Raw genomic sequence first — 24,114 nt, 5'->3', positions numbered from 1 at the left:
CACTGCCTGCCGGAGCCGCGTCAGGCGGGAGATCCCCATTCACAGGCGAGATCCTGCCACATCCGTGCGTCCTGCCGAACGAGCGTCATGTCCCGTCTCGGGCGGACCGCCGACGGCCGACCGCCGACGGGCCGAGCTGTCAGCCGACCGTCCCGAGACTTGGGATCCGTCCCTCAGACGAGGTAGTTCGCGCGTCCCTGGTCGTCGAGTTCGAAGGAACCCTCAGGGATGATGCAGAACTCATTGCCCTCGGGGTCCGCCATCACCAGGAACCCGCCGTCGGCGTACTGCTCCAGCCTGCGACCGCCGAGCGTCTCGACCCGCTGTTGCTCGGCGGCGGGATCGGGAGAGGTGATGTCGAAGTGCATCCGGTTCTTGCTCGACTTGGGCTCGGCGGTTTGCTGGAAGCCGAGCCCGAGGCCGCCGTCCCGCCGCAACCAGACGTATGGACCCATCCGGGCTACGACCGGCCTACCCAGCAGTTCGGACCAGAACGTCGCGAGCCGCTCAGGGTCTGCGGCATCGACGATGAGGGCGTTGATCTGCAGAGGTGAGTCCGTCATGCCCCGATCCTCTCAAACAGGCTCAAAGTCGTTCGTGAACCTGCGAACACAAAAGGTCGCCCAGGTCGACGTGAAGGGAAAGGCCCCGCCAAGCCACCCGCCGGCCTCGTGGACCACCCCGAAGCACGACGTCGAACGATTTGCCGCCTTTCACTCCCCCCTTCGTACCGTCATGCGGCGCGCCGCTGTTGGCACCTTCCCGTTCGACGACTCGATTTCCCAGAGACGACATTTCACGAGAAGGTGTGATCTCCCCCCACGGAAGGATCCCACTCATGCGCCTGAAGCGCACCGCAGCCGCCGCCACCGCCACCGCGCTCGCCCTGCTCCTTCCCACCACCAACGCCAATGCTGCGGGCGTGGCTTGCGGTGGCTCCGTCTCCACCGGAGGCATCGCCGCCAACGGCTGCATCAGCGCCGAAAAGGGCAAGGAAGGACGCGTCTACACCCGCGACATCAAGGCCCACGTCGTCCTGACCAACACCAGCCGGCACGCCGCCTACGTCGACTACGAAGCCTTCTTCCGCGTCGTCTCCGGCGGCCACTGGGTGAAAATCGGCAACGGACGCACTCTCGTCCCTCGCCGGGCCACTACGGGCCCCACCGAGGTCGGCAGCACGACCCGCGTCTGCTTCGTCGTCAACGCCAAGGTCGAAATCCGCGTCCACGTCAAACCCGCCGGTGGCGCCTGGAGCAACTGGACCGGTGCCGCGACCTCCCAGTGCCAGACCTGACCAGCTAGGCCGCCGGCGCACGCCTTTCACGTGAGGCCCCAGGCAAAGACCTTTCTTGGGACAAGGTGCCGGCGGCCTCCGCGTGTTGCGGGCGGGACACGGCCGTCGGCCGTGTCCCGCCCTGTCACGAGGACGATCCCGCAGCACAGACCGCGGTACGGGCGCCGAGCCTGCGATGCGGACCCAGCAGGTTGACGTCCCAGTACGTACGGTCGTAGCCCAGCCCCCAGGCGACGAAGTCCCGGCTCGTCATGGCCTTGTAGAAGCTGTTGTCCGGGCTGGGGTCGGTGGCCATGTGCATGAAGTAGTCGTCGTTGTCGTAGCCGGAGAACATGAATTCGTAGATGCGCTCCGAGAAGACGCCCGCGTTGCTCAGCCGGGTGCGCAGGTTCCGGCCGTCGCTGCCGACCGAGGTCAGCCTCTCCATGCTCGCCATGTCCCGGGCGTGGCTGCGGCCCACGTCGTCGGCGCGGTCGGAGACGAGGAGGGGCGGCAGGTTCAGGCGCGTCCGCTCCTTGTTGATCTCGCAGGTGATGTGGTCGACGTCCGGGTAGTACTGACGTGCCGCTGCCGGGGCGACGGACACCGCCGCTGTCCGCGCAGCCGCGGGATGGGGGGTGAGCAGGGCGACGACGGCCGCCGCAACGGCGACAGCCGCCGCACCGCTTGTGCGCTTCACGAGGGTTCCTCCCGGGACACGACCAGGCCGGCCCACCGCCGGCAGCCGCCACGGTGCCAGCCGCCCGGCCCCGGCTGTCCACAGCCACGCAGGCAGATCACCCGCGCGGACTTCGCGCGGCACCCGTATGCCCCCCGGCCGGGCAGCGACCTTCCCCCTCCCATTTGGCCGACGCCTCGCACCGGCCTCAGGAGATGACGCCAGAGTCGAGCAGCGGCTTCAGCGGTGGTTGGGAGAAACCAGAGCCCGGGTGCCGTCCTTCTCACGCGCTCGGACGCTCCGGGAGACGCGGTCGGAAAACGCCTGGACCGTCGGAACCGCCTCGACCATGATCCTCAGGTGACCACCTACCTCGAGTCCGAGCGCCTGACCCTGCGCCCCTTCGCCGCCGCCGACGCCGACCTGCTGATCGAGCTGGACAGCGACCCGGCGGTGATGCGCTATCTGAGCGGAGGCGCTCCGACTCCGGCGGAGGAGATCCGCGACCTCGCCATCCCCAGCATCCTCGCCGGCTACGAGCGTTGGGATCACGACCTCGGCCTGTTCGCCGCGTACGAGAAGGACGGCGGCGCGTTCGTCGGCTGGTTCTGCCTGCGTCCGCTCCGCAGCGGCCCGCGCGAGGAGGCTGAACTCGGCTACCGCCTGCGCCGGGCGGCCTGGGGCCGGGGCTACGCCACGGAGGTCTCGCAGGCGCTGCTGGCGAAGGGGTTCGCCGAACTTGGGATACGCATGGTCTGGGCCGAGACGATGACCGTGAACCGCCCTTCGCGCAACGTTATGGAGAAGCTCGGGATGACGCTCACGGAGACCATGGACACCCCGGAGGACATGATGGCGGTCGAGGGGGCCGAGCACGGGGGCGTGCGGTACGAGATCACGAAGGAGCAGTGGGAGCGGCGGCAGGCGTAGGCGGCGCGAGGCCGGTGCCGCTCCGAAGCATCGTCCGTGGTCGCCGATCGGGTGCCGGTCACGCCGGCGCACTTGCGACGCGGTCTTCCGCACTCGGCCCTGGCTGTCCTGTTCGGAGTGGACACCTCGGCGGTGTCCGCCTGCGACAAGCCGGACTCGTGTCCGACCGGTCAGCCGCCGGGCCGTGCGCCTCGGGCCGACCGAAGACCTCGTTCTCGCCGCTGGTGTCCACCGGACGTCCTGCTGAGCCCACGCGAAGTGCTCAGCCGAGCCTGTGCAGATTCCCGTCGCTCCCACGCCACGAGGCCGCACGACCCCTTGTTAGGTATTTAGCGAAGATGCTAAACAGGGGTCATGGCAGAAGCTCAGGACGAGACAGGGGTCTTCCGCGCCCTCGCAGATCCGACCAGGCGTCAGATCCTCGAGGACCTCAGAGACGGTGAGCTCGCGGCCGGCGCGATCGCCGCCCGGTTCTCGATCAGCGCACCCTCCGTCTCACGGCACCTCGGCGTGCTCAAGACGGCTGGGCTCGTGACCGAACGACGCGAAGGAAACCGGATCCTCTACACACTGGCCGAGGACCGCCTTGCCGCCGGTATCGGCCGCTTCCTCAGCGCCGTGTGCCCCGAACAGATCCTGCTCCGTCACACCGCATGGCGTCGGCCCGCCACCCGGGGCGAGGAGGCATGAGACAGCCGCGCCTGGCCAGCCTCATCGAACGACGGCTCCTGGTGAACTACCGGATCGTCCCGGACGCCGTGGGCCCTCTGCTCCCCCAGCCGCTGCGCCCGCACCTGGTGCACGGCCACGCCGTGGCCGGGATCTGCCTCCTGCGCTTGGGACACCTCCGGCCCGCGTGGGCACCGGCGGCGTCCGGACTGCGCAGCGAGAACGCGGCCCACCGTATCGCCGTCGAATGGGACGGACCCGACGGCGTCCAGACGGGCGTCTACATCCCGCGCCGCGACAGCGCCTCACGCCTCAACGCGTGGGCTGGTGGCCGGTTGTTCCCCGGCGCACACGGCCGCGCCGACTTCCACGTCCACGAGACACCCGGCCGGATACACGTCGCACTGGCGACACGCGACGGCGACACCCGCGTGGCCGTCACCGCCGAACCGGCGGGCGAGTTGCACGGCAGCCGTCTGTTCGCCGACCTCGCCGAGGCATCCCGGTTCTTCCGAAGCGGGGCGAAGGGCTTCTCGCCCGCCGACGGCGACCGCCTCGACGGCATCGAACTGCACACCGGCACCTGGCACATGGAAGCCTGCCGCATCCACAGCGCCCAGTCGTCCTACTTCGACGACCCCGAACGCTTCCCACCCGGAACCGCCACCTTGGACAGCGCCCTGATCATGCGCGACGTTCCCGCGCACTGGCGGTCCCTGCCCGACACCACTCCCGGACTCAGCACCACACCCGTCGGCTGACACACACGCTCCACGAGGCCGATCCCACGATCGGCCACTGCCTGATCTGGGGTTCCTGGGGGTGCCCCCCAGGCACGGGGCGAGGCTGTGTCGGTGGCGGTCGTATGCTGCACGCGCATGAAGGACTTCGGGGGTCAGACCGCCTACTGGGGCGGTGTCGGCGCAGTGAAGACATTCACCCATCCGGTGCATCACGGCTGGCTGGAGGAGGTGAGCACTCACGCCCGGATTCTTGACTACGGTTGCGGATACGGCCGCGTCGTGGCGGAGTTGAACGATCGCGGTTTCTCCGACGTGGCCGGCGTGGACCCGTCTCCGGCGCTGATCGAGCGAGGCCGCAAGCTGAGGCCCGACCTGCGTCTCAGCGTCCTCGAATCCCCACCCGACCTGGCCTGCGCCTCAGCGGCCTTCGATGCCGTCCTGCTGTTCGCGGTGCTGACGTGCATCCCCGACGACGAAGCTCAGCAGGCGGTCGTCGCCGAACTGAGGCGCGTCCTGCCCCCTGGCGGGCTGCTGTATGTCAGCGATCTCGTCCTGCAGGGCGACCGGCGAAACCGCGACCGCTACGCCGCCCACACCCAGCAGTTCCACACCCCGTACGGCGTTTTCGCCACGGACGACGGTGCGGTGCTCCGGCATCACGACCTCGCCCACCTGCACTCGCTGCTGTCAGGCTTCGACCTGGTGAGGGAACGCACGATCGAAGTCGCCACGATGAACGGCCACCGGTCCACAGCGGTGCAGTTACTGGCTCGCAAGCGGTGACGGACACAGCATTCCGCCGGTAACGGACCGCCGTCCCATCTTGCCGCAGCCGCTCGGCGGCGCTCACCGGACTACCCACCGACTCCCCGTCGCACACCCGCCGGCCCCACCCGCTGCCGACATCCGCCGACTGCCCACGGCGCAGTCACAGGCACACCCCTGCCGGCTTCCTGCGAACCGCCTCCGCGTGCCACGAGCCGTGTTCCCAGCCGGCCCGGCGGCGATGCCGCGCCCCGCACGTGGCTCCCCGATCTCGGGGGGGGGCGGGCGTCGCGCCCGTCGCTACGCCTGCGGCCTCCTCCGCCCCGTCACGGGTCGACGTCAGGCCACGCCGCCTTGTCCGTGCCCGGCCGCGAGACGGGAGAACGTCCTGACCAGTGGGGGCCTCTGAATGCCGCGGATCAGCCACGCAACGACGTGAATGCCGAGTTCGGTGCGGGGTGCCGCCTGCCGGACCCGGCCGGGGAAGAGCCGCTGTGCGTCATCGACTCGCGGCCGCATGGCGGACTCGTACGCGGTGAGCGCGTCCGAGAGGCGGTGCGGCAGGCGCAGGACGTCGGCCGCGGCCAAGGCGTCGGCCATCTCCGCCGCTCCGCGCAGGGCGAGGGCCGTACCGAGACCGCTGAGAGGGCTCGCGCACCAGGCACTGTCTCCGAGCAGCACCACCCGACCGTCGGACCACGCCGGCACCCGGATCTGGTCGAAGGTGTCGAGCGCGAAGTCGGGTGCGTGCCGGGCGGCTGCAAGCAGTTCCCGGGTGCGCCAGCCCATGTCCGCGAACTCCCGGTCGAGCAGGGCGAACTGGGCCTCGCGGTCGTGCCGCGGGGGTAGTGCGGTCGCCGCGAAGGTGAACCCGATCTCCTGCTGGCCGGGGTGGCCCGGACGCGCCTCGACGGCACGGCTGCCCGGTGCGTTGTGGGTGATGAACCACCCATCGACCGACGGGGTCTTGGGCGTCTCGTCCATGGTGAACCAGGCGTGCGCCAGGCCCAGAGGACGCCGGAAGACCTCCTCCGGCCCGAAGCGCAGCCGCCGTACCCGCGAGTGCGCGCCGTCCGCGCCGATCACCAGGTCGAACTCGGCAGGCGGTGCGTGGCGGAACCGTACGGACACACCGTTGGCGACGTCCTCCAGGGCCTCCACCGTCTCGCCGAACAGATGGGTGACCTGCGCGCCCGCCGCGCCGTGCAGAACGCGGGCGAGGTCCGAGCGCAGCAGCTCCTCCTTCGACACGTAGCCGTTGCCGTCGAACGCCTCCACCGGCATCGCGGCCAGCCGTCGTCCGTCGCCGTCCACCCAGGCCGCGCCACGCTGGTCGAGGAGATGGTCGAGGACCTCGTCGAGCAGACCCAGTCGGGCGACCACCTCACGGCAGTCACCTCGCAGGTCGACGGCCTGACCGCCGCCGCGCAGCGCAGGAGCGATCTCCGCGACGGTGACCTCCCATCCGGCACGTCCCAGCATGAGGGCGACCGTGTCTCCCGCGATCCCGCCACCCACCACAAGCACCCTAGGCATGACCCCACCTTCCTTAATGCGAATCTGTCGCTTGAAGCGTAGACCGCGACACCCCTCTAACGCGAATGGATCGCATTAGAGGGGTGCGGATTCGGTCACGGGAGCGGGATCCTCTGGCGACTAACGCGAGAGTGTCGCGGTAGGCTGGGGTTCATGACGCAGGCATCAGGGACCGTCCGGCCCGGAGGCAGATCCGCCAGGACACGCGACGCGGTGCACGCGGCGGTCCGGTCACTGCTCGACGCCTCCCGCGACGGCACGATCACCGTGGCCGAGGTGGCGGAGCGGTCCGGGGTGCACCCCGCAACCCTCTACCGGCGCTGGCGCACGCCCGAGGGGCTGGTTCTCGACACGCTCTTCGAGGAGCTGAGCCGGCGCGCTCCGCTACCCGTCACCGGCGACCTCCGCGCCGACGCACTCGCCTACACCCGCCAGTTGCTCGCGGACCTGCGCGCCGACCACAACCTGCTCCTCGCCAGAACCCTCGCCGCCGCCATGCGCACCGGCGGCCTCGGATTCGAGGAACTACGTCCGTTCGTCGAACCCCGCCTTCACCAGATCCAGGCGATGCTCGCCGCCAGTGGCACCACCGAACTGGACTTCCAGGACGTACTCGAACTCATCCTCGCGCCCGCCTACACCCACGCCCTCCTCGACAGCCCCCTCCCCTCGGACAGCGACGCCGAACGCCTCGTCGACAACCTCATCGCCGTCCTCACCCACCGCAGAACCCGCACCTCGACCATCGGCGGCGACAGCAGCGTTTAGGGCACAAGTACGGCTCGAAGATCCACCTGGTCACCGAACGGACCGGTCTGCCCCTGTCCGCCGGGATCTCCGGGGCGAACCCGCACGACAGCCAGGCACTCATCCCGCTGGTGAAGGGCGTACCGCCGATCCGCTCCCGCCGCGGACCGTGGAGCCGGCGGCACGCCAAGCTGCATCGCGACAAGGGATACGACTACCACCACCTGCGCCGGTGGCTGCGCTCTCGGAAAATCACCACGCATCGCCCGCAGAGGCGTCGAGTCCGCCCAGCGGCTGGGCCGATTCCGTTGGACCGTCGAGAGGACGGTGGCCTGGCTTGCCGGGTGTCGCCGACTGCACCGCCGCTACGAGCGCAAGGCCGGACACTTCGTCGCCTTTGCCGACATCGCCGCCACCTTGATCTGTTACCGCAGGCTGGTGACCTGGCCAGCGGTGGAGCGGACCAGCATTCCCGCGGTTAACGCCAGTTGGCCGCCTTGATCACGGAGACGGCGGCGTCGAGGACGGAGCGAGAGGTGGTATCGATGGTGAAGTCGTCGACCGCGGCTCGGCTGAGGATTCCGTCCAGTTGAGCGGAACGGTCCAGGTGCCACCGCAATGCTTCAGGCTCGCCGTCGTGGCGGCGGGTCAGGCGTTGGTGGACGACCGGCAGCTCGGCCCGCAGCCAGCACACCGTGAGACCAACACCTACGGCATCGGCCAGCCGCTTCCGCTCGTTTCGGTGCTCGACCACGCCTGCGAGTACGAGGCGCCTCGCTCCTGCCTTGAGGTAGTTACCGGCGATGCTCTGCAAGTTCCGCAGAAGCATCTCGAAGTTGAAACGGTCACCGGAGGGAGCGGGCCACGACCGTCTCAACCAGTCAAGGTCGAGTACGGCATGAGGAAGCCCGGCGTCGGCGAGCAGGTCACCCACTGCCTCGGCAACGGTGGTCTTGCCTACACCGACGGTGCCGTTGATCAGGAGAGCCTGGGCGCCCAGCGCGCCGTCTGCGTGCATGCCGGCATCGTATGTCGACGGGCGCGAGCCTCGGATGCGCACTCACGCCGAGCGTCGCCGACGGGAAGTGAAATCCCAATCGAGATGACCTCCTATCAGCGCGCACGCGGTCGGGACGGGTACAGGGCGTGCTCGGCCCGAGCGGCGGCACCCGCACACGGCTCAGGAGGACCTCAAACTGCGGGGAATCGCCCCGCTGCCCAGCCATGATCACGATCGACATGGGCTTCTGCCCCTGTTCGACCGCCAGGTGCAGCTTGGTGGTCAGGCCGCCGCGTGAACGTCCAAGCCCGTGGTCGTCCGGCTCCGTGGCGACCCCACCAGGCGGCTCCTTCTGCAGGTCCCCCTTCCCGCGCATCGGCGGCGTGCTGGTGGGCCCGGCAGACGGTGGAGCCGATGTTGAGATCCCAGGTGATCAGGTCCTCCGTGTCTGCCTGTGCCTGCAGGACAGTGAAGATCCGATACCAGGTGCCGTCCCGCTGCCAGCGACGAAATAGGTCCTACACCCGGCCCCAGGGACCGTACTCTGCGGGCATGTCCCCACGGGGTCCCGGTGCGGACCTGGAAGCGTATGCCGTTGATCAGCTGCCGTCGGCTCCATGCCGGTGGCCTGCCAGGCTTCTTACCCTTCGGCAACAGCCATTCCAGCACCGCCCATTGCGTGTCCGTCAGATCTCCACGTGCCGTCCGCTGATCACCACAGACCGTGATCTACTTCTGGCCAGGATGCCGATCAACGAGAAGCCGAGGTTATGACCAATCACTGCTGCGAGGTGATGACCAGCCGCGTGAACGTGCGCTGCGACCAGCACGACGACCCTTTCGCCTGCCCGGACGCGCTAATTGACTTCAGTGCCAAGTTTCAAGAGTACGGGCTGATCATCCACGACGGCGGCACGTCGAGCATCACGATCGACTTCTGCCCCTGGTGCGGACGACGCCTCCCCGAGTCGCAGCGGGACCGATGGTTTGCCGAACTGGAGCGCCGCGGGATCGATCCGTGGGCGAACGAGGTGCCTGCCGAGTTCCAGGACGACCGCTGGCTCGCCTCTTTGCACCAGGAGTAACGCACTGGAACCTCCGCCGCCTCCTTGAACCGACTTCAGCGACGAGACGGCCTGGCGAGGAGTGCGTGCCGCCCCGTCGGCGCCGTGGGGCACCGGTGGCTACGGGCCCCACGTCCACATCGTCGACGATTCGGTCTGGGCCGGTGCCGCACCAGACAACGTGATCGCCGCCGTATCAGCGGACGAGGATCTGAGCGTCGTCTTCCTCGCCGACTCCGTCACCATGCGAGACCGCGACCAGTCACTGCTGGCCGTGGCGGTCCTGACCAGGGAAGAGTGCGAGAGCGACGAAGAGTTCGAGGCATACGGCGGATCGGTACGCACCGTCCCCGCCGGCATCCACGACATACACGCGAACTTGTCTATCGCCAACCTGGACTTCGCCGACTTCGCAGAAGCCGCCCGAACCGATGCTTCAGGGATCTACCGATCCTTCTAGAGCCCCGCCCGCGCCTTCCTTCCCGGGGCGTTCCGCCGGCAGGCGGGGCGGGGCGCCGCGCACGCCACGGAGGTTCTCGCGACCAGCCACCCAACTCCCCCTTGCACGGCGGGTGCCGTGGCCTCCCGTCATGCACGATCCAGACCGCGCCACGGGCCGTCGGGCACCAGGGTGCCGAGCACCGCCAGCAACTGGGGCGGCTCAACCGGGTCCGACAGCGTGCTCAGATCCGACCATGCGATCCAGAGATGCGTGTCCAGGTTGGCCTGCTCATCGGGAAGCAGGCCGGTCCGCACGAGCGACGGCCTTTCGTCGGCGAACTGCGCGACGAAGAAGTGCTCCGTCCCGATGTACCGCTTCCCGTTCCACCGAACGTCGCGGTCGACCGGCACGGACCCGTCGCGCACCGCAGCCGGATCCAGGCCGGTCTCCTCCGCCAATTCCCTTCGTGCCGCGGCCAAGGGCGTCTCGCCCGCCTCGATACCGCCACCGGGCGGCTCCCAAAGACGCGCCCCGTCGAACGGGTCACGCCAGCGCAGAAGAAGCAGGCGATGAGCGGCATCCAGACAGATGACTCTGGCAGCGGGCCGGTGCGTCGTGTTCACCACGCTGACGCTACGGGACGTCCGAAACTCCCATCCAGACCTGGGCCGCATCGACCAACACCCCAAGCACGCCCCAGTTGGGCGCACGACGGTCGTCACCCCCAGGCGCACGCCTTCCGGACGAGGATTAGAACTACGAGTAACTCCCGCATGATTCCTTGGAATTGACTGTGGGAACTGAATGATCCGGGGGGTTTACCCGGCGCCCGCGAAGAGTCGGGCGCCGCCGTACGATCGGAGACCGATCAACGATGTCCAGTCCAGTACGGAACAGAATACGGACGGCCGTGCTCGCGCTCTCGGCCATGACGGCCCTCGCCCTGGGCGCGACCGCCACGACCGGCGCGGCGGCGGCCCCCGCGGCCGCGAAACAGGGACCCACCTCGGTGGCCTACGTCGAGGTGAACAACAACAGCATGCTGAACGTCGGCAAGTACACCCTCGCGAACGGCGGCGGCAACGTCTTCGACGTCGCCGTGATCTTCGCGGCGAACATCAACTACAACACGAGCACGAAGTCGGCGACCTTGTACTTCAACGAGAACGTGCAACGCGTCCTCGACAACGCGGCCACGCAGATACGGCCGTTGCAGCAGAAGGGCATCAAGGTCGTCCTCTCGGTGCTCGGCAACCACCAGGGCGCGGGCTTCGCCAACTTCCCTTCCCAGCAGGCGGCCTCGGCGTTCGCGAAGCAGCTGTCGGACGCCGTGGCCACATACGGCCTCGACGGCATCGACTTCGACGACGAGTACGCCGAGTACGGCAACAACGGCACCGGCCAGCCCAACGCCAGTTCGTTCGTGTACCTGGTGTCGGCACTGCGCGCCAACATGCCGAACAAGATCATCAGCCTCTACAACATCGGCCCGGCCGCTTCGCGCCTGTCCTACGGCGGCGTCAACATCTCGTCCAAGTTCGACTACGCCTGGAACCCGTACTACGGCACCTGGCAGGTCCCTGGCATCGCACTGCCCAAGTCGAAGCTGTCGCCCGCGGCCGTCGAGATCGGCGGGACTTCGCAGAGCACGGTCGCCACACTGGCCCGTCGCACCGTCAGCGAGGGGTACGGCGTCTACCTGACGTACAACCTCGACGGCGCCGATCGCAGCGCAGACGTCTCGGCCTTCACCAGGGAGTTGTACGGCAGTGACGCCCGCTACACGCCGTAAGTCGACCATGCTTCCCGGCATCCGACGTCCCCTCGGGACGCACCCCGTCCCGTAGGTCCACCCCTCGGGCAGACCGCGTCTTCGACAACGATGTCGAAGGCGCGGTCGCCGCGGGCCCAAGCCCTGCGCCGACCCGCAGTGCCAACAGCCCCTTCGATTCCGCACGGTTCGTCGACACGGGCGTGCTGTGCCGGACCGGCAGGTCAGGGAGAGATGGTCCAGCGCGGGGCGGTACGGGCCCAGGCCCGGTCCCATGGTGCGAGGTTGTGCCGCTCCAGCCGGTGGTTGGCGTGACCGTATGCCGTGGCGCCGACCAGGGGGACGGTGAGGGCGGCGACGAGGGCCCAGCCCAGGGAGTGGGCGCGGACCTGCTCCGCGGGGCGGGGCGGGGCGGTGATCTCTCCGGCGGTGTCCACTCAGACACGGACGGTGCTGGCCGCGGGCAGCGAGGGTCGAACGTAGGCCCGCGCGGTGCGGGAACGTTCGTGAGGGTCGGTGAAGCGCACGGTGACCGGATACCTGGCCTTCTCCGCCTCGTGCGAAACCGTCGACACCTTCACGGGCAAGGCGGACCTGCTCCGCGACGAGACCATCGGCCCGAGCCTCGGCAAGGAGTTGCGCCAGGGCGCGCTCATCGCCCTGACCTTCGCCCTCGTCGCCCAGCTCCGCTGTCTCGCGGGACGCTTCCGCTGGTTGCTGGGAACCTCGGCGGTGGCCGCCCTCGTCCACGACGCCGTGATCCTCGTCGGAGTCTTCGCCTGGCTCGGCAAACCCATCGACGGCGTCTTCCTCGCCGCGCTCCTGACCGTCATCGGCTACTCGGTCAACGACTCCGTCGTCCTCTTCGACCGGATCAGGGAACTCGTCCGCCGCGAGCGCCCAGCGCCCTTCGCCCGCGTCGCCGACCGGGCGCTGCTCCAGACCCTGCCCCGTACCGTCAACACGGGCCTGGGCGCCGCGTACATCCTCACGGCGCTGGCCGTCCTCGGCGGCGAAACCCTGACGGACTTCGCCCTCGCCCCCTGATCGGCCTGGCGGTCGGCACCTGCTCTTCCCTGTTCACGGCGACGCCTTTGGCGGTGGAACTGCACGGTCGGGCGTAAGAGCCCGGCCGAGGGCGTCCTCTCACTCGGACGGATGGCCTCGGCAGTGACCAGGCGTAAGGGGTTTACGCCTTCACGCCACGGTGACTGTCGCTGCGATCCGCCTGCGGCTCCGGTCCTGAGCCCACCTCGCGCCGGAGAGCTCGTCCAAGGACGCCGGCCGGAGACCGCGACGGTTCACGTCGGCCAGGTTCCAGCTCGCGGCAGTGGCCGCAAGCGGCACCCACCGGCCTTGCTCGTCAGTCCACCTCTTCGGTGGATTCGGACGAGCTGCTCTGGGACTGCCGTGCTCGGGCGAGCCGGTCGGCAACCTCCTCCGCGGTGCCGGAGCCGGGCATCAGACCGCGTACGGGCCCCTGTGCGAGAGGGAGCACACGCTCCCTCCGGTTACTGGTCCGCTGCTCCTGGTGGCCCTCCAGCCCTTCGGCGGCGGCCTTGGGCGTCGAGATGGCCAAGCTGAGCAGGCCTACCGCGGTGAAGAAGTCCGCGGGGATGGCCTTGCCGGTCATGGTCTTCCACACGTCGCTGGCGAAGGTCGTGCAGTTGTGCAGGGTGAAGTTGTAGTTCTCCCGGGACCTGTCATGGACGAGCTGGTAACCCTTGATGATGTCCCGCAGAGGCACGTTCTTCGACTCGTGGTCGGTGGGAGGATGCGCGACCGCGACAGGGTCGGGACACCGCACGCCGCCCGGCATGTTGCCCAAGGCCGCGATGTTCCGGTCGACCGGGAAGAACCCGAAGGTGACACGCTTCCCCTCGGACCCGGTTACTTCCATCCAGGCGTGACCGCCGGCCAGGGTGCGGTCCGAGCTCACGTTGAACGTGACCTTCAGCTTCTTGTTGAGATTCTCGTCCCGCAGGTCGTGCATCAACAGTTCACGCAGGGGCGCCAGAGCGGTGTTCTCGGGCAGGGTGGGAATCGGCTCTCGGACCTGAGCCGGCCGCTGCCGCGCCGGGGGCTGCTCGACTCTCTCCGGCGAATCGGAGTCGGATTCCGGGACCACCCGCCTGACACGGCGGAACGGCAAGCCATCTCCCGCGAACCTGTTTGCCCTGTCGACGAGTTCGTCCAGGTCCGGGCCTCCCTCCAACTGACGCCGGATCTGTTCCTGGAGTTCTCGCCGCTCCGGGGAGCTGTCGGAGTCTCGGCCGTTGCCCTGCTCGGGACCCGATTCGTCGGCTTCGTAGTCTCTGCTGTCCCTGCGGCCGCGCGGGTCTTCCATACGCTGCACGACCGGTTCCGCTGCGGCGCGTTGCACGGTCCCGCCGTGACCGTGCGAACCGGGCAGCGTGAGATCGGGTGCCTCGCCACGGGCGACTCGCCTGCCGTTCGCGGCGGAGGAGACCTCGAAGGCGTCGCGCGGGCTCGAGACCTTCGCGCCCGTTCCGTCGTCCGTTCCCGCGACCGGTCCCAGGGACTGTTGGCGGACGTGGTCGAGCTCGTGGTACATCGTCTCGTCGTTCACGGGTTTCGGGCCGATGTAGATGTCCGGGCCGCTGGTGTAGGCGCTGGCGCCCATCTGCTCCGCCGACTGCTGTGACACCGGGTCGTCGTGCACCCGTACATGGCTGAACGGCATACCGTAGGCCTGCTCGGCCTTTTTCTGGATATGCGGCGCCAGCGGGTGGCCGGGGGTGCGCTGGGCGTCGAAGAGGGTGGTGCGCCGTTGGACGACGGGCTGGTCATGCCCGCAGGCGGGGCCGTGCTCGTGCAGCGACCGTTGGATTGCCCGACTCAGCTCCGCATTGCCCACCGTGTCCTGCGGGACCCCCGTGGAACGCTGGATCGCCTGGGTGACCGCGGCATTCCCCGCCGCCGCCTGCAGGGCCTCCACGGAGGAGAGCGGGGTGGTCGCGGGCGCGGGCGCAGAGGCGGAACGCCGACTCGCGCCTTCGGCCCCTGCCGAGTCTTTGCCGTGATCGAAGTACACCTGGGCTTTCTACTCAGAACGTCGCTCCGCCACAAGGGTCTGCCGGGCAGACCTTGCGCAGAGCAGCGGCCGAACGGGCATGGTTTGTCTGCCCGTTCGGCATCCCTGCCGGTGCTGCCGATGATGCCGGATGTCCCGCGGCGGCTCACCCACGACCGCGTACGCACCGGCACCACCACGCTGTTCGCCGCCCCGGACGTGGCCGCCGGCAAGGTGATCGGCTACCCGCACCGCCTGCACCGGGCCGAGGAGTTCATGAGGTTCCTGATCAAGCCCGACCAGGAGATCCCGGCGGGCCCGGACGTCCATCCGGTGCTGGACAACTACGCCACCCGCAAAACTCCGGCCGTCAAGACCTGGCTGCTGGACCACTCGCGCTTCCACCTGCACTTCACGCCCACCGGATCGTCCTGGCTCAACCTGGTGGAACGCTGGTTCGCCGAGCTGACCGACAAGCAGACCCGACGAGGCGTCCACAAAACCGTCCATGCCCTGGAGAAGGACATCCGCACCTGGATCGCCGCCTGGACCACCGACCCCAAGCCCTACATATGGACGAACACCGCGGACGAGATCCTCGAACGCCTCGCCGGCTATCTGAACAGAATTCCCGACTCAGAAGAGCGGTGCTGCGGTCGATTACAGTGGCGCGATGTTCGAAGGAAAGCTGGTAAGGCTGCGTGCGCTGCACTCCGAGGATGCTGAGCATCATCTTCGGTGGCGCAACGACCCGGAGGTGGTGCGCTGGGCTACGGCCGGCGACCCGTCTTTCGGCCCAGTCACGGCGGAGGCGATCGATCTCGGCTTCGAGACCATGCTGCGCCTGAACCCGAGGGAGTCGGCCGTGTTCACGGTCGAGGACCTGGCGGACGGAAGCGTGATCGGCATGGCCGATTACCGGGATCTGGACCCGTACGCCGGTATGGCCACGCTGGGAGTGACCATCGGCGAGCGGGAGTTCTGGGGTCGCGGCCATGGCGCTGACGCGCTGCGGCTGCTCGTGGACCACCTGTTCGGCGCGTATTGCCTCAGCCGGCTGGAGCTGGACACCTGGAGCGGCAACGAGCGTGCCGTGCGCGCCTTCACCAGGCTGGGTTTCCGTGAGGAGGGTCGCCGCCGGTCGGCCGTGCTGTTGGACGGGAAGCGCTACGACAGCGTGCTCTTCGGGATGCTCCGCGAGGAATGGGCGAACCCCGCGTGACGGCGCAGATGATCTCTGGGGACTGCCTGCGGACGTGTGGGCGAGGGCGCCCAAGATTATTGTGTGACGAACGACCTGGACACCCTCGCAATGATGCAGACCCGGCTACAGCAAGCGCCTGCGCAAGGTCACCGGACTGCTCCGCCGGGTCACCCGGATCCTGGCCGAGAGCACCTCGATCTGGAACGACGACGTGTGGATCGCGGACTCCACCCCCGTGGAATGCTGCCGTTCCCGGGAGACGGTGAAACGCTCCGAACAGGCTGGATGGGCCCAGTACGGCTACTGCGCCAGCCACAACCGGTTCTTCTGGGGCCTGCGCCTGTACCTGGTGTGCACCCTCCAGGGACTGCCCGTCGGCCTCTCGCTGACCGCAGCCAAAGCCGACGAGCGCGAGACCCTGCTGGACCTGCTCGCGGCCGAGCCGCACCTTATCGCGGCCCCGCCCGGACAGACACCGATCGGTGACAAGAGCTACTTCGGCCGGGAACTCGCCCAGCAGGGGATCCGGCTGCTGCGGCCGACGCGAAAAGGCGAGCGGCAGCGGCCCGGCGGATCCCTGTTCAAGCCGCTCCGGCAGGTCATCGAATCGGTCAACGAGACCTTCAAGGGACAGTTCAGCCTCGAACGGCACCAGGGACGCACACCCGCCGGTGCATCGCCCGCGTCATAAAACGCGTCCTCGCCCTGACCGCCGCAATCCGGCACAACAACCGCACCGGGCAGGCCACCTTCCGCTCGCTCACCCCATACGATCACTGACCCCTGGAATTGATCATCTAGGCGGACGGACAGCTCCGATCGACTGACCGACCGACCAAAGTGGCACGCTTTAGGGGGACTCGGTACGGTCCCCCTCGTCCCGCCCTCCCCCGGACCTCGCCCGTGTCGCCCCGCATCTGTGCGGCAGACCGCTCCCGTGCCCGCGCGCTCCGTGCCGTGGCGACTGGGCCCAGGTGCTGGGCGGCGCTGTCCAGCAGTGCGAGGTCCGCCTTGGTGTGGGCGATGGCGGCGTCGATCAGGACGGCGACGGGGGCTCGTCGGCGTGGGCGCGGTGCCGCCGTGCCAGGCCCGCGACGGCCGCTTCGGACAACGGAGGGTTCGGGTCGGCCGGATGCGCTTCGGGCGCCGCCGGCCGGGCCGCCCTGCTGCGGGTGGAGGGCCTGCACGGCATCGGCCCCCTGTTGACTGAACTACGGGGAAAATTTCCCCAGGTCAGGCCTGCTTTTGCTAGCTTCCCGGCATGCTCAACGGGCCGGTAGTTCCTAGGGATCTAGCAGGATTTGTGTTGCCCGATTCGGGGCGGCTGGAAGAGACAGGCGACCGGTACGGGCCCTACCGAATCCTGGACCAGACGGGTGTTGTGGTGACGCCGGTGGCCCTGTGGTTCTCGGAGCTCCAGGCGGCGGGCAAGCCGGAGGCGACACTCCGCTCGTACGGCAACGATCTGCTGCGCTGGTTCCGGTTCCTGTGGGCGTTCGACGTGGTGTGGGAGCGGGCGACACGGGTTGAGGCGCGGGACTTCGTGGGGTGGATGCAGGAGGCGGACAAGCCGGTCCGGATGCACTGGCGTCACCGTGCGAAGGAAGCCGCGGGTGAGACGGTTGCACTCCCTCAGCCGCGAGTGAGTCCGGCGCCCGGTTCGCCGAACCCGGTGACTGGCAAGCCTGCCCCGGGGTTGAAGTACGCGGCGTCGACCCGTGCGCACTGCGAGACGGTGTTGCGCACCTTCTACGACTTCCACTGTGAGGAGGGAACCGGGCCGCTGCTGAACCCGTTTCCCCTGGACCGTTCCAGGCGGGGCGGCAGGGCTCATGCCCATCACAATCCGATGGAGGCGTTCTCGCACGAGCGGCAGGGTCGCTATCGGCCGCGGGTGCCGAGCAGGATCCCGCGCCGCATCCCTGATGCCCTGTTCGACGCGTTGTTCGCGGCGTTGAGATACAACCGGGACAGGGCGCTGCTGGCGGCGTGGGTGTCGACCGGGGCCCGGGCCGACGAACTGCTGACATGTCGCCAGGAAGATGCCGATCCGGGGCAGCAGCTGATCGGCGTGATCCGTAAGGGCTCGCGGGAGTACCAGGAGCTCCCGGCGGCGCCGGATGCGTTCGTGTGGCTGCGGCTGTACCAGCAGGAGGCGTGGGAGCGCGGTGTTCCTCGGGGGCCGCGGCTGCCGCTGTGGTGGACACTGCGCCGACAGTGGCGTCCGTTGACGTACCACGCGGCGAGAGCGATGCTGCTGCGGGTCAACGAGTTGCTGGGGTCGAACTGGTCACTGCACGACGTGCGGCACACGGCGGCATACCGGATGGCGCGTGACCCGCAGCTCCCGCTCACTCATGTGCAGTGGGTTCTCGGCCATGCGCATCTGTCCACGACACAGATTTATCTCGCGGCCGGGCTGGAGGAGATCCTGCACGAGGTGCGGGCGCACCATGCTCGGCAGGCCGAGCGCCGTCTGGCGCCGCCGGTGCCTCCGGCCTCCGGGTACAACCCGGCCAGTCTCGACGTGCTGTTCCGGCGGCCGATGTGGGCACGCCGCGCCCGCCCACCATCAGCAGTCTGGCTCCGGCGCGTCCCGGCACGGTGTCTTTGATGGGCGGCAGCCACCGGGTTTTGACGGCGGCCTTTCCTCCGAGGGATGTGCCCGTGTCCTGGGAGCACAGTGCCGAGACGTTCGATGCGACCTGCGAGCGGCTGGTGCAGGTGACGTTCAGTGACTCGGTCCAGCGGACGAGATCACCGCCCAGTGCGGGGTGAGCAGGCGCACGGGGCGCAACGAGATCCAGTGCGGCAGCGTGTTCCTGGCGGTCGCGGACGTCTATCGGCCCCGGCTGGAGTGGCTGGCCACCCGCTGGTCGCCGTTCGTGACTGACATCGTGGCCCAGCGGCGCGATCCGGACGGCTTCGCCGCGCTCAAGACGGCGGCCGGGACTCTCTGGGGCACTCCGGTGTGGCGCAGGGCCGCCTACCAGATCGCGTTGATGGTGATCGGCAAAGGTGGTGGCATGCGGGACATCACGACCGGCGACTGCCTGCAGTTGCGCCACATCGAGGTCAGCGTCCTGCGCAAGGCCCCGACCTCGCGGACGCTGTTCTACACGCTCCTGAAGGACCTGGGAAACGTCCCCCCGGACGCGCCCGCGACGCTTCGGTCGGTGTCGACGTATGCGGGCCAGTCCAGCGCCGAGGAACTGGTGGACCGCTACCACGTTCAGTGCCGGCCGGTACGCGATCTGTTCGTCGAATATCTCAACGAGCGACGTCCCGCACTGGATTACAACACCTTCGAGGATCTCTCCCGGACGCTGGTGGCTCGGTTCTGGGCCGACCTGGAGCACCATCACCCGGGTATCGACTCCCTGCGCCTGAGCCCGGAGACGGCCGCGGCCTGGAAGGAGCGCATCCGCACCAAGACCGTCCGCCGCCGGGCCGCGGACGGCCAGATCGTGGAAAGCACCGCGCCCCGCCTCAACCCCGGCACCCTGCTCACAGCCGTACGCGCCTTCTACCTCGACCTCGCCACCTGGGCTGCGGCCGAGCCCGCCCGCTGGGGTCCGTGGGTGGCCCCCTGCCCGGTCAGGGACTCCGACATCACTCCCCGCAAGCACAACAGGCGAGTGAAGGCCCGCGCCGACCAGCGCACCCGCGAGCGCATGCCCACCCTGCCCGTCGTGCTGCGCACCGCCGAGCTCCTTCTGCGTCAGGCGCGGGAACGCCTGGTGGCGTTCCGGGACGCCCCGCTGGGAGCCCGGTTCACGGTCAAGGGAGAGGCCTTCACCAAACCCCGGGCCAGCAATTCCGGACTGGAACCGACCCTGGCCACCGACGGGAGCGGGCGGCGCCGTTACCTGGTGGCGGACGAGAACCGGGCGTTCTGGGTGTGGGCGGCGATCGAATTCTTCCGGCACACCGGCGCCCGCATCGAGGAGATGCTGGAGATCAGCCACCACAGCATCGTCCATTACACCTTGCCCACCACCGGCGAAGTGGTGCCGTTGCTGCAGATCGCTCCCTCCAAGACCGATGAAGAGCGCCTGCTGCTGGTCAGCCCGGAACTCGCCGATGTCCTGTCCGCCATGGTCACCCGCGTGCGCGACGCCGACGGCACAGTCCCGCTCGTCGCCGCCTACGACCAGGGCGAACGTCGGTGGAACCCGCCCCTGCCCCTGCTCTTCCAGTGGTGCAGCGCCGGACAGAACCGGCCCGTCTCCGCCCAGACCATCCGCAAGGCCCTCGGTGAGACGCTTGCCGCTTCCGGGCTCACCGACGCGGCAGGCGATCCGCTGAACTACCAGCCGCACGACTTCCGAAGGATCTTCGTCACCGACGCCATTCTCTCCGGCCTGCCCCCGCACATCGCCCAGGTGATCTGCGGCCACAAGACCATCACCACCACCATGGGCTACAAAGCCGCCTACCCCACCCAGGCCATCGAGGCGCACCGCGCCTTCCTCGCCCGCCGCCGGGGCCAGCGCCCCGCCGAGGAGTACCGCACTCCCACCAGCGCGGAGTGGGACGCCTTCCTGGGCCACTTCGAACGCCGCAAACTGTCCGTCGGCATCTGCGCACGCGCCTTCGGCACCTCCTGCATCCACGAGCACGCGTGCTTCTCTGAACTTCGCTTGGAAGCCAGTCAGTTCAGGCGACCTGATTGCTGGGGGCTGGTCAAGGCAGGAGCGGTCGGGTCGCGGCCCAGGCGACAAGTCGCTCACGGACCGGGCCGGGAGTCAGGTGGCCGACCAGGCTTTCCAGATGGGCTGTCAGGTTCTTGTGCCGCCTCAGCTCGCGGATCCGCTCGATGGGAAGGTCGCGCCAGCCCTCGGCGAGACCGGCGGCCTGTGTGGGCGTGAAGGTCAGTGTGTCGAGCGTGTCGGACGCCAGCGCCTCGGGACTCCAGTCGGGGTCCGTGTCGTCGGGGCTCAGTCGGTCGATCACCCACGTCCGGAGCATGAAGTCCTGCTGGGCCACCCGCGCAGAGCGCCCCTCGGCGTTGTCGAGCATGCGCCGGTTCGCGAGCAGCGACAGCTTCGCCCACTGGCGACGGGCTTCCAGGGGATGGCTGGAGTTGTAGGCATGTCCCTGCGCGGCGACGCGTGCCGTCTCGAGTTGCTGGCCGTGGGCGTCATGGATGAACGTCTGCAGCTGGTCGAGCGTCCACGTGCTCATATCGCGGGCCGGTTCGTCTCGATGTGCATCGCTACTCAAGGTCCCCACTCCTGGTCGTAGGCATGCCGAGGCTGATGGTGGCCTTCTGGGACTGCCTGTCGATCTGGGCGAGCTTATCCTCGGCGCCGGCGAGGCTGACCTTGAGTCCTTCGACCTCGCCGAGCCAGCCCTCGCGCTCGGCCTCGGCGATGCGGGCGACGAGGTTGTCGCGGATCTCCTCCAACCGGCCGCGCTGGGCCGGGTCCGGCCGGAGGAGCGAGCAACGAACACAAGCGTGTTCATGAACACAAGGGCTTGACCGTTGCGTTTGCGGTCTGCAGTTGTCGGCGCGTCGCGTGCTTCGTGGTGATGGTCATGAAGACCGCCCGAACAGCACGTCCAAGGCTTCCGGGTCGTAGCCGGGTGCCGGAGGCGGCGGCACCGACTCGGCGTGCCGGTCCGCGCGCCGGGCGTGGTGGGCCAGCACCCCGGCCACGACCTCGTCCTGGCGGGGCGCGAGGTAGATCTCGGTCGTGGTCAGATGCGCGTGCCCTAGGACCCACTGCACGTCGGCCAGCGTCAGCGCCGGGTCGCGCACCATGCGGGCGGCGGCGCTATGACGAAGGTCGTGAAGGGTCCAGTCCGCGCCGAAGGTGGCGTTTACCCGCTCGAACATGCGGTGGGCGCCGTGGTAAGTCAGCGGCTGAAACGGACGCCGCAGCGTCCACCACACCGGCTGCATACGGCCCCGCGGCACCAGCCCGTGCAGCTCCTGCTGGTAGAGCCGCAGCCACACGAACGCGTCCGCCGAGGCCGGCACCTGCTGACGGGCTCGGGAGCCCTTCCGCACAACGCTGATCAGCTGCTGTCCCGGGTCGACGTCGCACTGCCGCACACCGATCAGCTCCGAGGCCCGGACACCCTTGGAGATCCAGAACGCGATCATGGCCCGGTCCCGAGTCGACCGCAGCACCGCGAACAGCGTGTTGAACCACTCGTCCGGGATCGAGCGCGGAATCCTGCGCGGAACCGTGGGCCGGTAGCGGCCCGTTCGCTCCGGCGTCCAGGCGTCCATCGGGTTGTGCTGTGCGTGCGCGCGGCCGGAGCGACGCGCCAGGTCGAGCGGGAACGGGTTAAGCAGCGGTCCGGATCCGGCATCACGGTGCAGGTCGTAGAACCTACGCAGCACCGTTTCGCTGTGGGCGACGGTCGACGGCGCATAGCCGGGCCCCAGGGTGGTTTTCCCAGTCACCGGGTTCGGGGCGCCGACGGTGCGGGTCGGCCGCCGCTTGGCCGCGGTCGCGCGCGGCTTGACCGTCAGCTGGACCCAGCAGCTGAAATCCCGAGCGTCCACGCGCGTCGCTCGATCCCAGGGCACCTCGACCGCGTGCAGGCACCGCCACCACCGCAGCAGATCCATGCCGTAGGAGCGGACGGTCGCCGCCGCCTTCCCGGCTGCGAGCAGCTCCTGGAAGAACACCGCGACCGGCGCCGCGGCCGCGCCGTCGGCGTCGACGAGCCGGTAGGGCTCGTACCGGTCGCTGGTATCCACCAGCCGACCACACCGGGGAACGGCCAACCGCGACAGATCCCGCTCGGGCACACGATCGTTCATCACGACCGCAGACCGTACTGGGCCACAACCCCACCTGTGCCCTGAACTGCACAATCAACCTGGTTCGTTCAGTCAACGGGGCGTCCGGTGCGCGCTCCTTCGGCCGGACCCCGCCCAGCGGCCACGGCTGGCGGAGATCAGCGACAACCTGCAGGCCCGGATCTCCGAGGCCGAACGCGAAGGCTGGCTCGGCGAGATCGAGGGCCTCCAGGTCAGCCTGGCCGGCGCCCGCGACAAGCTCGCCCAGATCGACGCCGAGGCCGCTCGCCGCAGCACGACGATCCATCTCGGGTTGCCGGCCTTCCCACAGATCGCGGGCCGCATCGGTACGACCTCAGCATCTTCCGTACCGGGGTGACAACAGAAGGATCAGCCCGTTTGAGCGATGTGCGCTTTGGACAGCTGGCCCGGCAGGTCCCTAGGTCGGTCCCGGCCGGGCACTGACCCGTCAACAGGCTGGCATCCGACAATCAGCAGAGGACTTCACTGAAGTCGCTTAGCTCTTATGAGTGATCAGATGAAAGAAGCGGGCGGTGTGCTTGTATGGATGCCTGGCAGCCATGGCGAGTTCTAGACGCTCAAGATCTGCATAGAACGCCGGGTCGTGCTTGCGTGCGTCATCGACGATGTAGTCACCGACGCAGCGGACGCCATAATGGTGCACATTCTGGCAGCCCAGGTCCTCCAGCATCGGGATGATCTCCTCCGCCGTACTGAGCGTCAGCTGCGAGTCGAACATCTGCGTGTGTCCCTGGTCGGTGTTCAGCGCGGCCAGCGCAGCGGCAAGGTCCATCTCACGGACTGCGGCAGTCAGGGGTGCCGCGTGCCGGTTGCTCGACATCACGGAGAGCAGCCCGCCGGAACGCAGCGGGGCCAGGGTGGCAGCGAGCGTCTGGCGGACGTCGTCCATGTACTGAATAAGGTTGTAGCAGAGGACTACGTCGAACTCTCCGGAGACGAGCTCGGCGGGCAGGGCGTTCACTCCGGCCTGAACACAGGTGATCATGCCCGCCAGCCCCTGCGCCTCTGCCTGTTCGGCAGCCGCGGCAAGCATGGCATCGGCGTAGTCAACGATCGTGACGTGGTGCCCGTGAGCGGCCAGACGGATGGCGTCTCCGCCATTGCCGCCGGCGACATCGAGGACCCGCAGGGGACCACCGAGTAGATCGTCGAGATGGCGGGCGAGGTTCGCCTCGGCGATCGCGTAGCGCAGACGGCCCCAGGGCGCGTCCTGCCATTCCTGCCACGTGGACATGGCGGTGTTGAATTTCTCAGCAGTCTCAGCCATCCGGCGACAATAGTCGGTGCCCTGGGGAGAGTTGGATCACGGCTGCTGATGCGGCCCGTTCCGTCGGCGCGTCAGCAGCACTTTCGTCCCGGCTAAGGGCTGTCCCGTAACTGCGGTTGCGGACAGCCGCGCCCCGTCAGGTGCTCGCGTTCTTCCATAGATGTCGCTCTTCCAGGGTCCCGAAT

General features: G+C 68.7%; 22 protein-coding genes and 5 pseudogenes. 16 read left to right on the top strand and 11 right to left on the bottom strand.

Going from position 1 to position 24,114, the window contains the following annotated elements:
* Positions 1 to 173 precede the first annotated feature (173 nt).
* Positions 174 to 563 carry a VOC family protein gene (locus ACIRQ9_RS31520; protein WP_404181075.1) on the bottom strand — a complete coding sequence of 130 codons (390 nt, stop codon included), beginning with the start codon at positions 561 to 563 and terminating at the stop codon, positions 174 to 176.
* 275 nt (positions 564 to 838) lie between these two features.
* On the opposite strand from ACIRQ9_RS31520, the gene ACIRQ9_RS31515 reads away from it, so the two are divergent.
* A complete protein-coding gene (locus ACIRQ9_RS31515; RefSeq protein WP_404181072.1) occupies positions 839 to 1,297 on the top strand; it encodes a hypothetical protein in 459 nt (152 codons plus the stop codon).
* 124 nt (positions 1,298 to 1,421) lie between these two features.
* Here ACIRQ9_RS31515 and ACIRQ9_RS31510 read toward each other — a convergent pair whose 3' ends face one another.
* Complete coding sequence (locus ACIRQ9_RS31510) at positions 1,422 to 1,976, bottom strand: CAP domain-containing protein (RefSeq protein ID WP_404181069.1); 555 nt, start codon at positions 1,974 to 1,976, stop codon at positions 1,422 to 1,424.
* A 339-nt stretch (positions 1,977 to 2,315) separates the two neighbouring features.
* Here ACIRQ9_RS31510 and ACIRQ9_RS31505 point away from each other — a divergent pair, with 339 nt between their 5' ends.
* The 4 genes from ACIRQ9_RS31505 (at position 2,316) to ACIRQ9_RS31490 (ending at position 5,080) form a co-directional block, all read left to right on the top strand.
* Positions 2,316 to 2,885 (top strand): GNAT family N-acetyltransferase, encoded by a 570-nt coding sequence (locus ACIRQ9_RS31505; RefSeq protein WP_404181066.1) that lies wholly within the window; start codon positions 2,316 to 2,318, stop codon positions 2,883 to 2,885.
* Between the two features lie 354 nt (positions 2,886 to 3,239).
* On the top strand, positions 3,240 to 3,575 hold the full coding sequence (locus ACIRQ9_RS31500) for a metalloregulator ArsR/SmtB family transcription factor (RefSeq protein ID WP_404181063.1): 336 nt from the start codon (positions 3,240 to 3,242) through the stop codon (positions 3,573 to 3,575).
* Positions 3,572 to 4,315 (top strand): DUF2071 domain-containing protein, encoded by a 744-nt coding sequence (locus ACIRQ9_RS31495; RefSeq protein ID WP_404181060.1) that lies wholly within the window; start codon positions 3,572 to 3,574, stop codon positions 4,313 to 4,315. The genes ACIRQ9_RS31500 and ACIRQ9_RS31495 overlap by 4 nt, the downstream gene beginning before the upstream one ends.
* 117 nt (positions 4,316 to 4,432) lie before the next feature.
* The gene (locus ACIRQ9_RS31490) at positions 4,433 to 5,080 is read left to right on the top strand and encodes a class I SAM-dependent methyltransferase (protein ID WP_404181057.1); all 648 of its coding nucleotides are present in this window, start codon (positions 4,433 to 4,435) and stop codon (positions 5,078 to 5,080) included.
* Positions 5,081 to 5,401: 321 nt separating this feature from the next.
* On the opposite strand, the gene ACIRQ9_RS31485 is transcribed toward ACIRQ9_RS31490, so the two are convergent.
* Positions 5,402 to 6,598 carry an FAD-dependent monooxygenase gene (locus tag ACIRQ9_RS31485; RefSeq protein WP_404181054.1) on the bottom strand — a complete coding sequence of 399 codons (1,197 nt, stop codon included), beginning with the start codon at positions 6,596 to 6,598 and terminating at the stop codon, positions 5,402 to 5,404.
* Positions 6,599 to 6,751: 153 nt separating this feature from the next.
* Here ACIRQ9_RS31485 and ACIRQ9_RS31480 point away from each other — a divergent pair, with 153 nt between their 5' ends.
* Together ACIRQ9_RS31480 and ACIRQ9_RS31475 are read left to right on the top strand one after the other, a co-directional pair.
* Positions 6,752 to 7,366, top strand: a complete 615-nt coding sequence (locus tag ACIRQ9_RS31480; RefSeq protein WP_404181051.1) for a TetR/AcrR family transcriptional regulator — start codon at positions 6,752 to 6,754, stop codon at positions 7,364 to 7,366.
* A gap of 5 nt (positions 7,367 to 7,371) precedes the next feature.
* Positions 7,372 to 7,846 (top strand): annotated as a pseudogene (locus tag ACIRQ9_RS31475) (IS5 family transposase); the annotation flags it as partial.
* On the opposite strand, the gene ACIRQ9_RS31470 reads toward ACIRQ9_RS31475, so the two are convergent.
* Together ACIRQ9_RS31470 and ACIRQ9_RS31465 are read right to left on the bottom strand one after the other, a co-directional pair.
* A complete protein-coding gene (locus tag ACIRQ9_RS31470; RefSeq protein WP_404181048.1) occupies positions 7,824 to 8,363 on the bottom strand; it encodes an AAA family ATPase in 540 nt (179 codons plus the stop codon). The pseudogene ACIRQ9_RS31475 and the gene ACIRQ9_RS31470 sit on opposite strands and share 23 nt — an antisense overlap.
* 264 nt (positions 8,364 to 8,627) lie before the next feature.
* A complete protein-coding gene (locus ACIRQ9_RS31465; RefSeq protein WP_404181045.1) occupies positions 8,628 to 9,014 on the bottom strand; it encodes a hypothetical protein in 387 nt (128 codons plus the stop codon).
* Between the two features lie 101 nt (positions 9,015 to 9,115).
* Here ACIRQ9_RS31465 and ACIRQ9_RS31460 point away from each other — a divergent pair, with 101 nt between their 5' ends.
* On the top strand, positions 9,116 to 9,430 hold the full coding sequence (locus ACIRQ9_RS31460; protein ID WP_404181043.1) for a DUF6980 family protein: 315 nt from the start codon (positions 9,116 to 9,118) through the stop codon (positions 9,428 to 9,430).
* A 40-nt stretch (positions 9,431 to 9,470) separates the two neighbouring features.
* Positions 9,471 to 9,869, top strand: a pseudogene (locus ACIRQ9_RS31455) (DUF6924 domain-containing protein); the annotation flags it as partial.
* A 128-nt stretch (positions 9,870 to 9,997) separates the two neighbouring features.
* Here the strand turns inward: ACIRQ9_RS31455 and ACIRQ9_RS31450 are convergent.
* Positions 9,998 to 10,474: an NUDIX hydrolase gene (locus tag ACIRQ9_RS31450; RefSeq protein WP_404181040.1), complete on the bottom strand. Its 477-nt coding sequence runs from the start codon at positions 10,472 to 10,474 to the stop codon at positions 9,998 to 10,000.
* A gap of 251 nt (positions 10,475 to 10,725) precedes the next feature.
* Here ACIRQ9_RS31450 and ACIRQ9_RS31445 point away from each other — a divergent pair, with 251 nt between their 5' ends.
* The gene (locus tag ACIRQ9_RS31445; RefSeq protein ID WP_404181037.1) at positions 10,726 to 11,643 is read left to right on the top strand and encodes an endo-beta-N-acetylglucosaminidase H; all 918 of its coding nucleotides are present in this window, start codon (positions 10,726 to 10,728) and stop codon (positions 11,641 to 11,643) included.
* A gap of 203 nt (positions 11,644 to 11,846) precedes the next feature.
* On the opposite strand, the gene ACIRQ9_RS31440 is transcribed toward ACIRQ9_RS31445, so the two are convergent.
* A complete protein-coding gene (locus tag ACIRQ9_RS31440) occupies positions 11,847 to 12,059 on the bottom strand; it encodes a hypothetical protein (protein WP_404181034.1) in 213 nt (70 codons plus the stop codon).
* A gap of 142 nt (positions 12,060 to 12,201) precedes the next feature.
* Here ACIRQ9_RS31440 and secF point away from each other — a divergent pair.
* A pseudogene (gene secF / locus ACIRQ9_RS31435) lies at positions 12,202 to 12,746 on the top strand (protein translocase subunit SecF); the annotation flags it as partial.
* Between the two features lie 239 nt (positions 12,747 to 12,985).
* On the opposite strand, the gene ACIRQ9_RS31430 reads toward secF, so the two are convergent.
* The gene (locus ACIRQ9_RS31430) at positions 12,986 to 14,677 is read right to left on the bottom strand and encodes a DUF4157 domain-containing protein (protein ID WP_404181031.1); all 1,692 of its coding nucleotides are present in this window, start codon (positions 14,675 to 14,677) and stop codon (positions 12,986 to 12,988) included.
* 99 nt (positions 14,678 to 14,776) lie between these two features.
* Between ACIRQ9_RS31430 and ACIRQ9_RS31425 the strand changes: the two are divergent.
* From ACIRQ9_RS31425 to ACIRQ9_RS31405, 5 genes and pseudogenes are all read left to right on the top strand, one after another.
* Positions 14,777 to 15,301 (top strand): annotated as a pseudogene (locus ACIRQ9_RS31425) (IS630 family transposase); the annotation flags it as partial.
* Between the two features lie 28 nt (positions 15,302 to 15,329).
* Positions 15,330 to 15,878 carry a GNAT family N-acetyltransferase gene (locus ACIRQ9_RS31420; protein ID WP_404181028.1) on the top strand — a complete coding sequence of 183 codons (549 nt, stop codon included), beginning with the start codon at positions 15,330 to 15,332 and terminating at the stop codon, positions 15,876 to 15,878.
* Positions 15,879 to 15,981: 103 nt separating this feature from the next.
* Positions 15,982 to 16,640: pseudogene (locus ACIRQ9_RS31415) on the top strand (IS982 family transposase); the annotation flags it as partial.
* 481 nt (positions 16,641 to 17,121) lie between these two features.
* Entirely contained in the window at positions 17,122 to 18,474 is a 1,353-nt protein-coding gene (locus ACIRQ9_RS31410) for a tyrosine-type recombinase/integrase (protein WP_404181025.1), read from the top strand.
* Between the two features lie 160 nt (positions 18,475 to 18,634).
* Positions 18,635 to 20,731, top strand: a complete 2,097-nt coding sequence (locus tag ACIRQ9_RS31405; RefSeq protein ID WP_404181022.1) for a tyrosine-type recombinase/integrase — start codon at positions 18,635 to 18,637, stop codon at positions 20,729 to 20,731.
* Positions 20,732 to 21,078: 347 nt separating this feature from the next.
* Here the strand turns inward: ACIRQ9_RS31405 and ACIRQ9_RS31400 are convergent, their stop codons facing one another.
* From ACIRQ9_RS31400 to ACIRQ9_RS31390, 3 genes are all read right to left on the bottom strand, one after another.
* On the bottom strand, positions 21,079 to 21,270 hold the full coding sequence (locus tag ACIRQ9_RS31400) for a hypothetical protein (protein ID WP_404181019.1): 192 nt from the start codon (positions 21,268 to 21,270) through the stop codon (positions 21,079 to 21,081).
* 129 nt (positions 21,271 to 21,399) lie between these two features.
* Positions 21,400 to 22,641 carry a tyrosine-type recombinase/integrase gene (locus ACIRQ9_RS31395; protein WP_404181336.1) on the bottom strand — a complete coding sequence of 414 codons (1,242 nt, stop codon included), beginning with the start codon at positions 22,639 to 22,641 and terminating at the stop codon, positions 21,400 to 21,402.
* 496 nt (positions 22,642 to 23,137) lie between these two features.
* The gene (locus ACIRQ9_RS31390) at positions 23,138 to 23,929 is read right to left on the bottom strand and encodes a class I SAM-dependent methyltransferase (RefSeq protein WP_404181016.1); all 792 of its coding nucleotides are present in this window, start codon (positions 23,927 to 23,929) and stop codon (positions 23,138 to 23,140) included.
* Positions 23,930 to 24,114: the final 185 nt, after the last annotated feature.

Source organism: Streptomyces sp. NPDC101237, assembly GCF_044767465.1.
In the GTDB taxonomy this organism is placed as follows: domain Bacteria; phylum Actinomycetota; class Actinomycetes; order Streptomycetales; family Streptomycetaceae; genus Streptomyces; species Streptomyces gramineus.
Note: the sequence above shows the minus strand (reverse complement) of the source record. Positions and strands in the feature narration are given on the sequence as shown.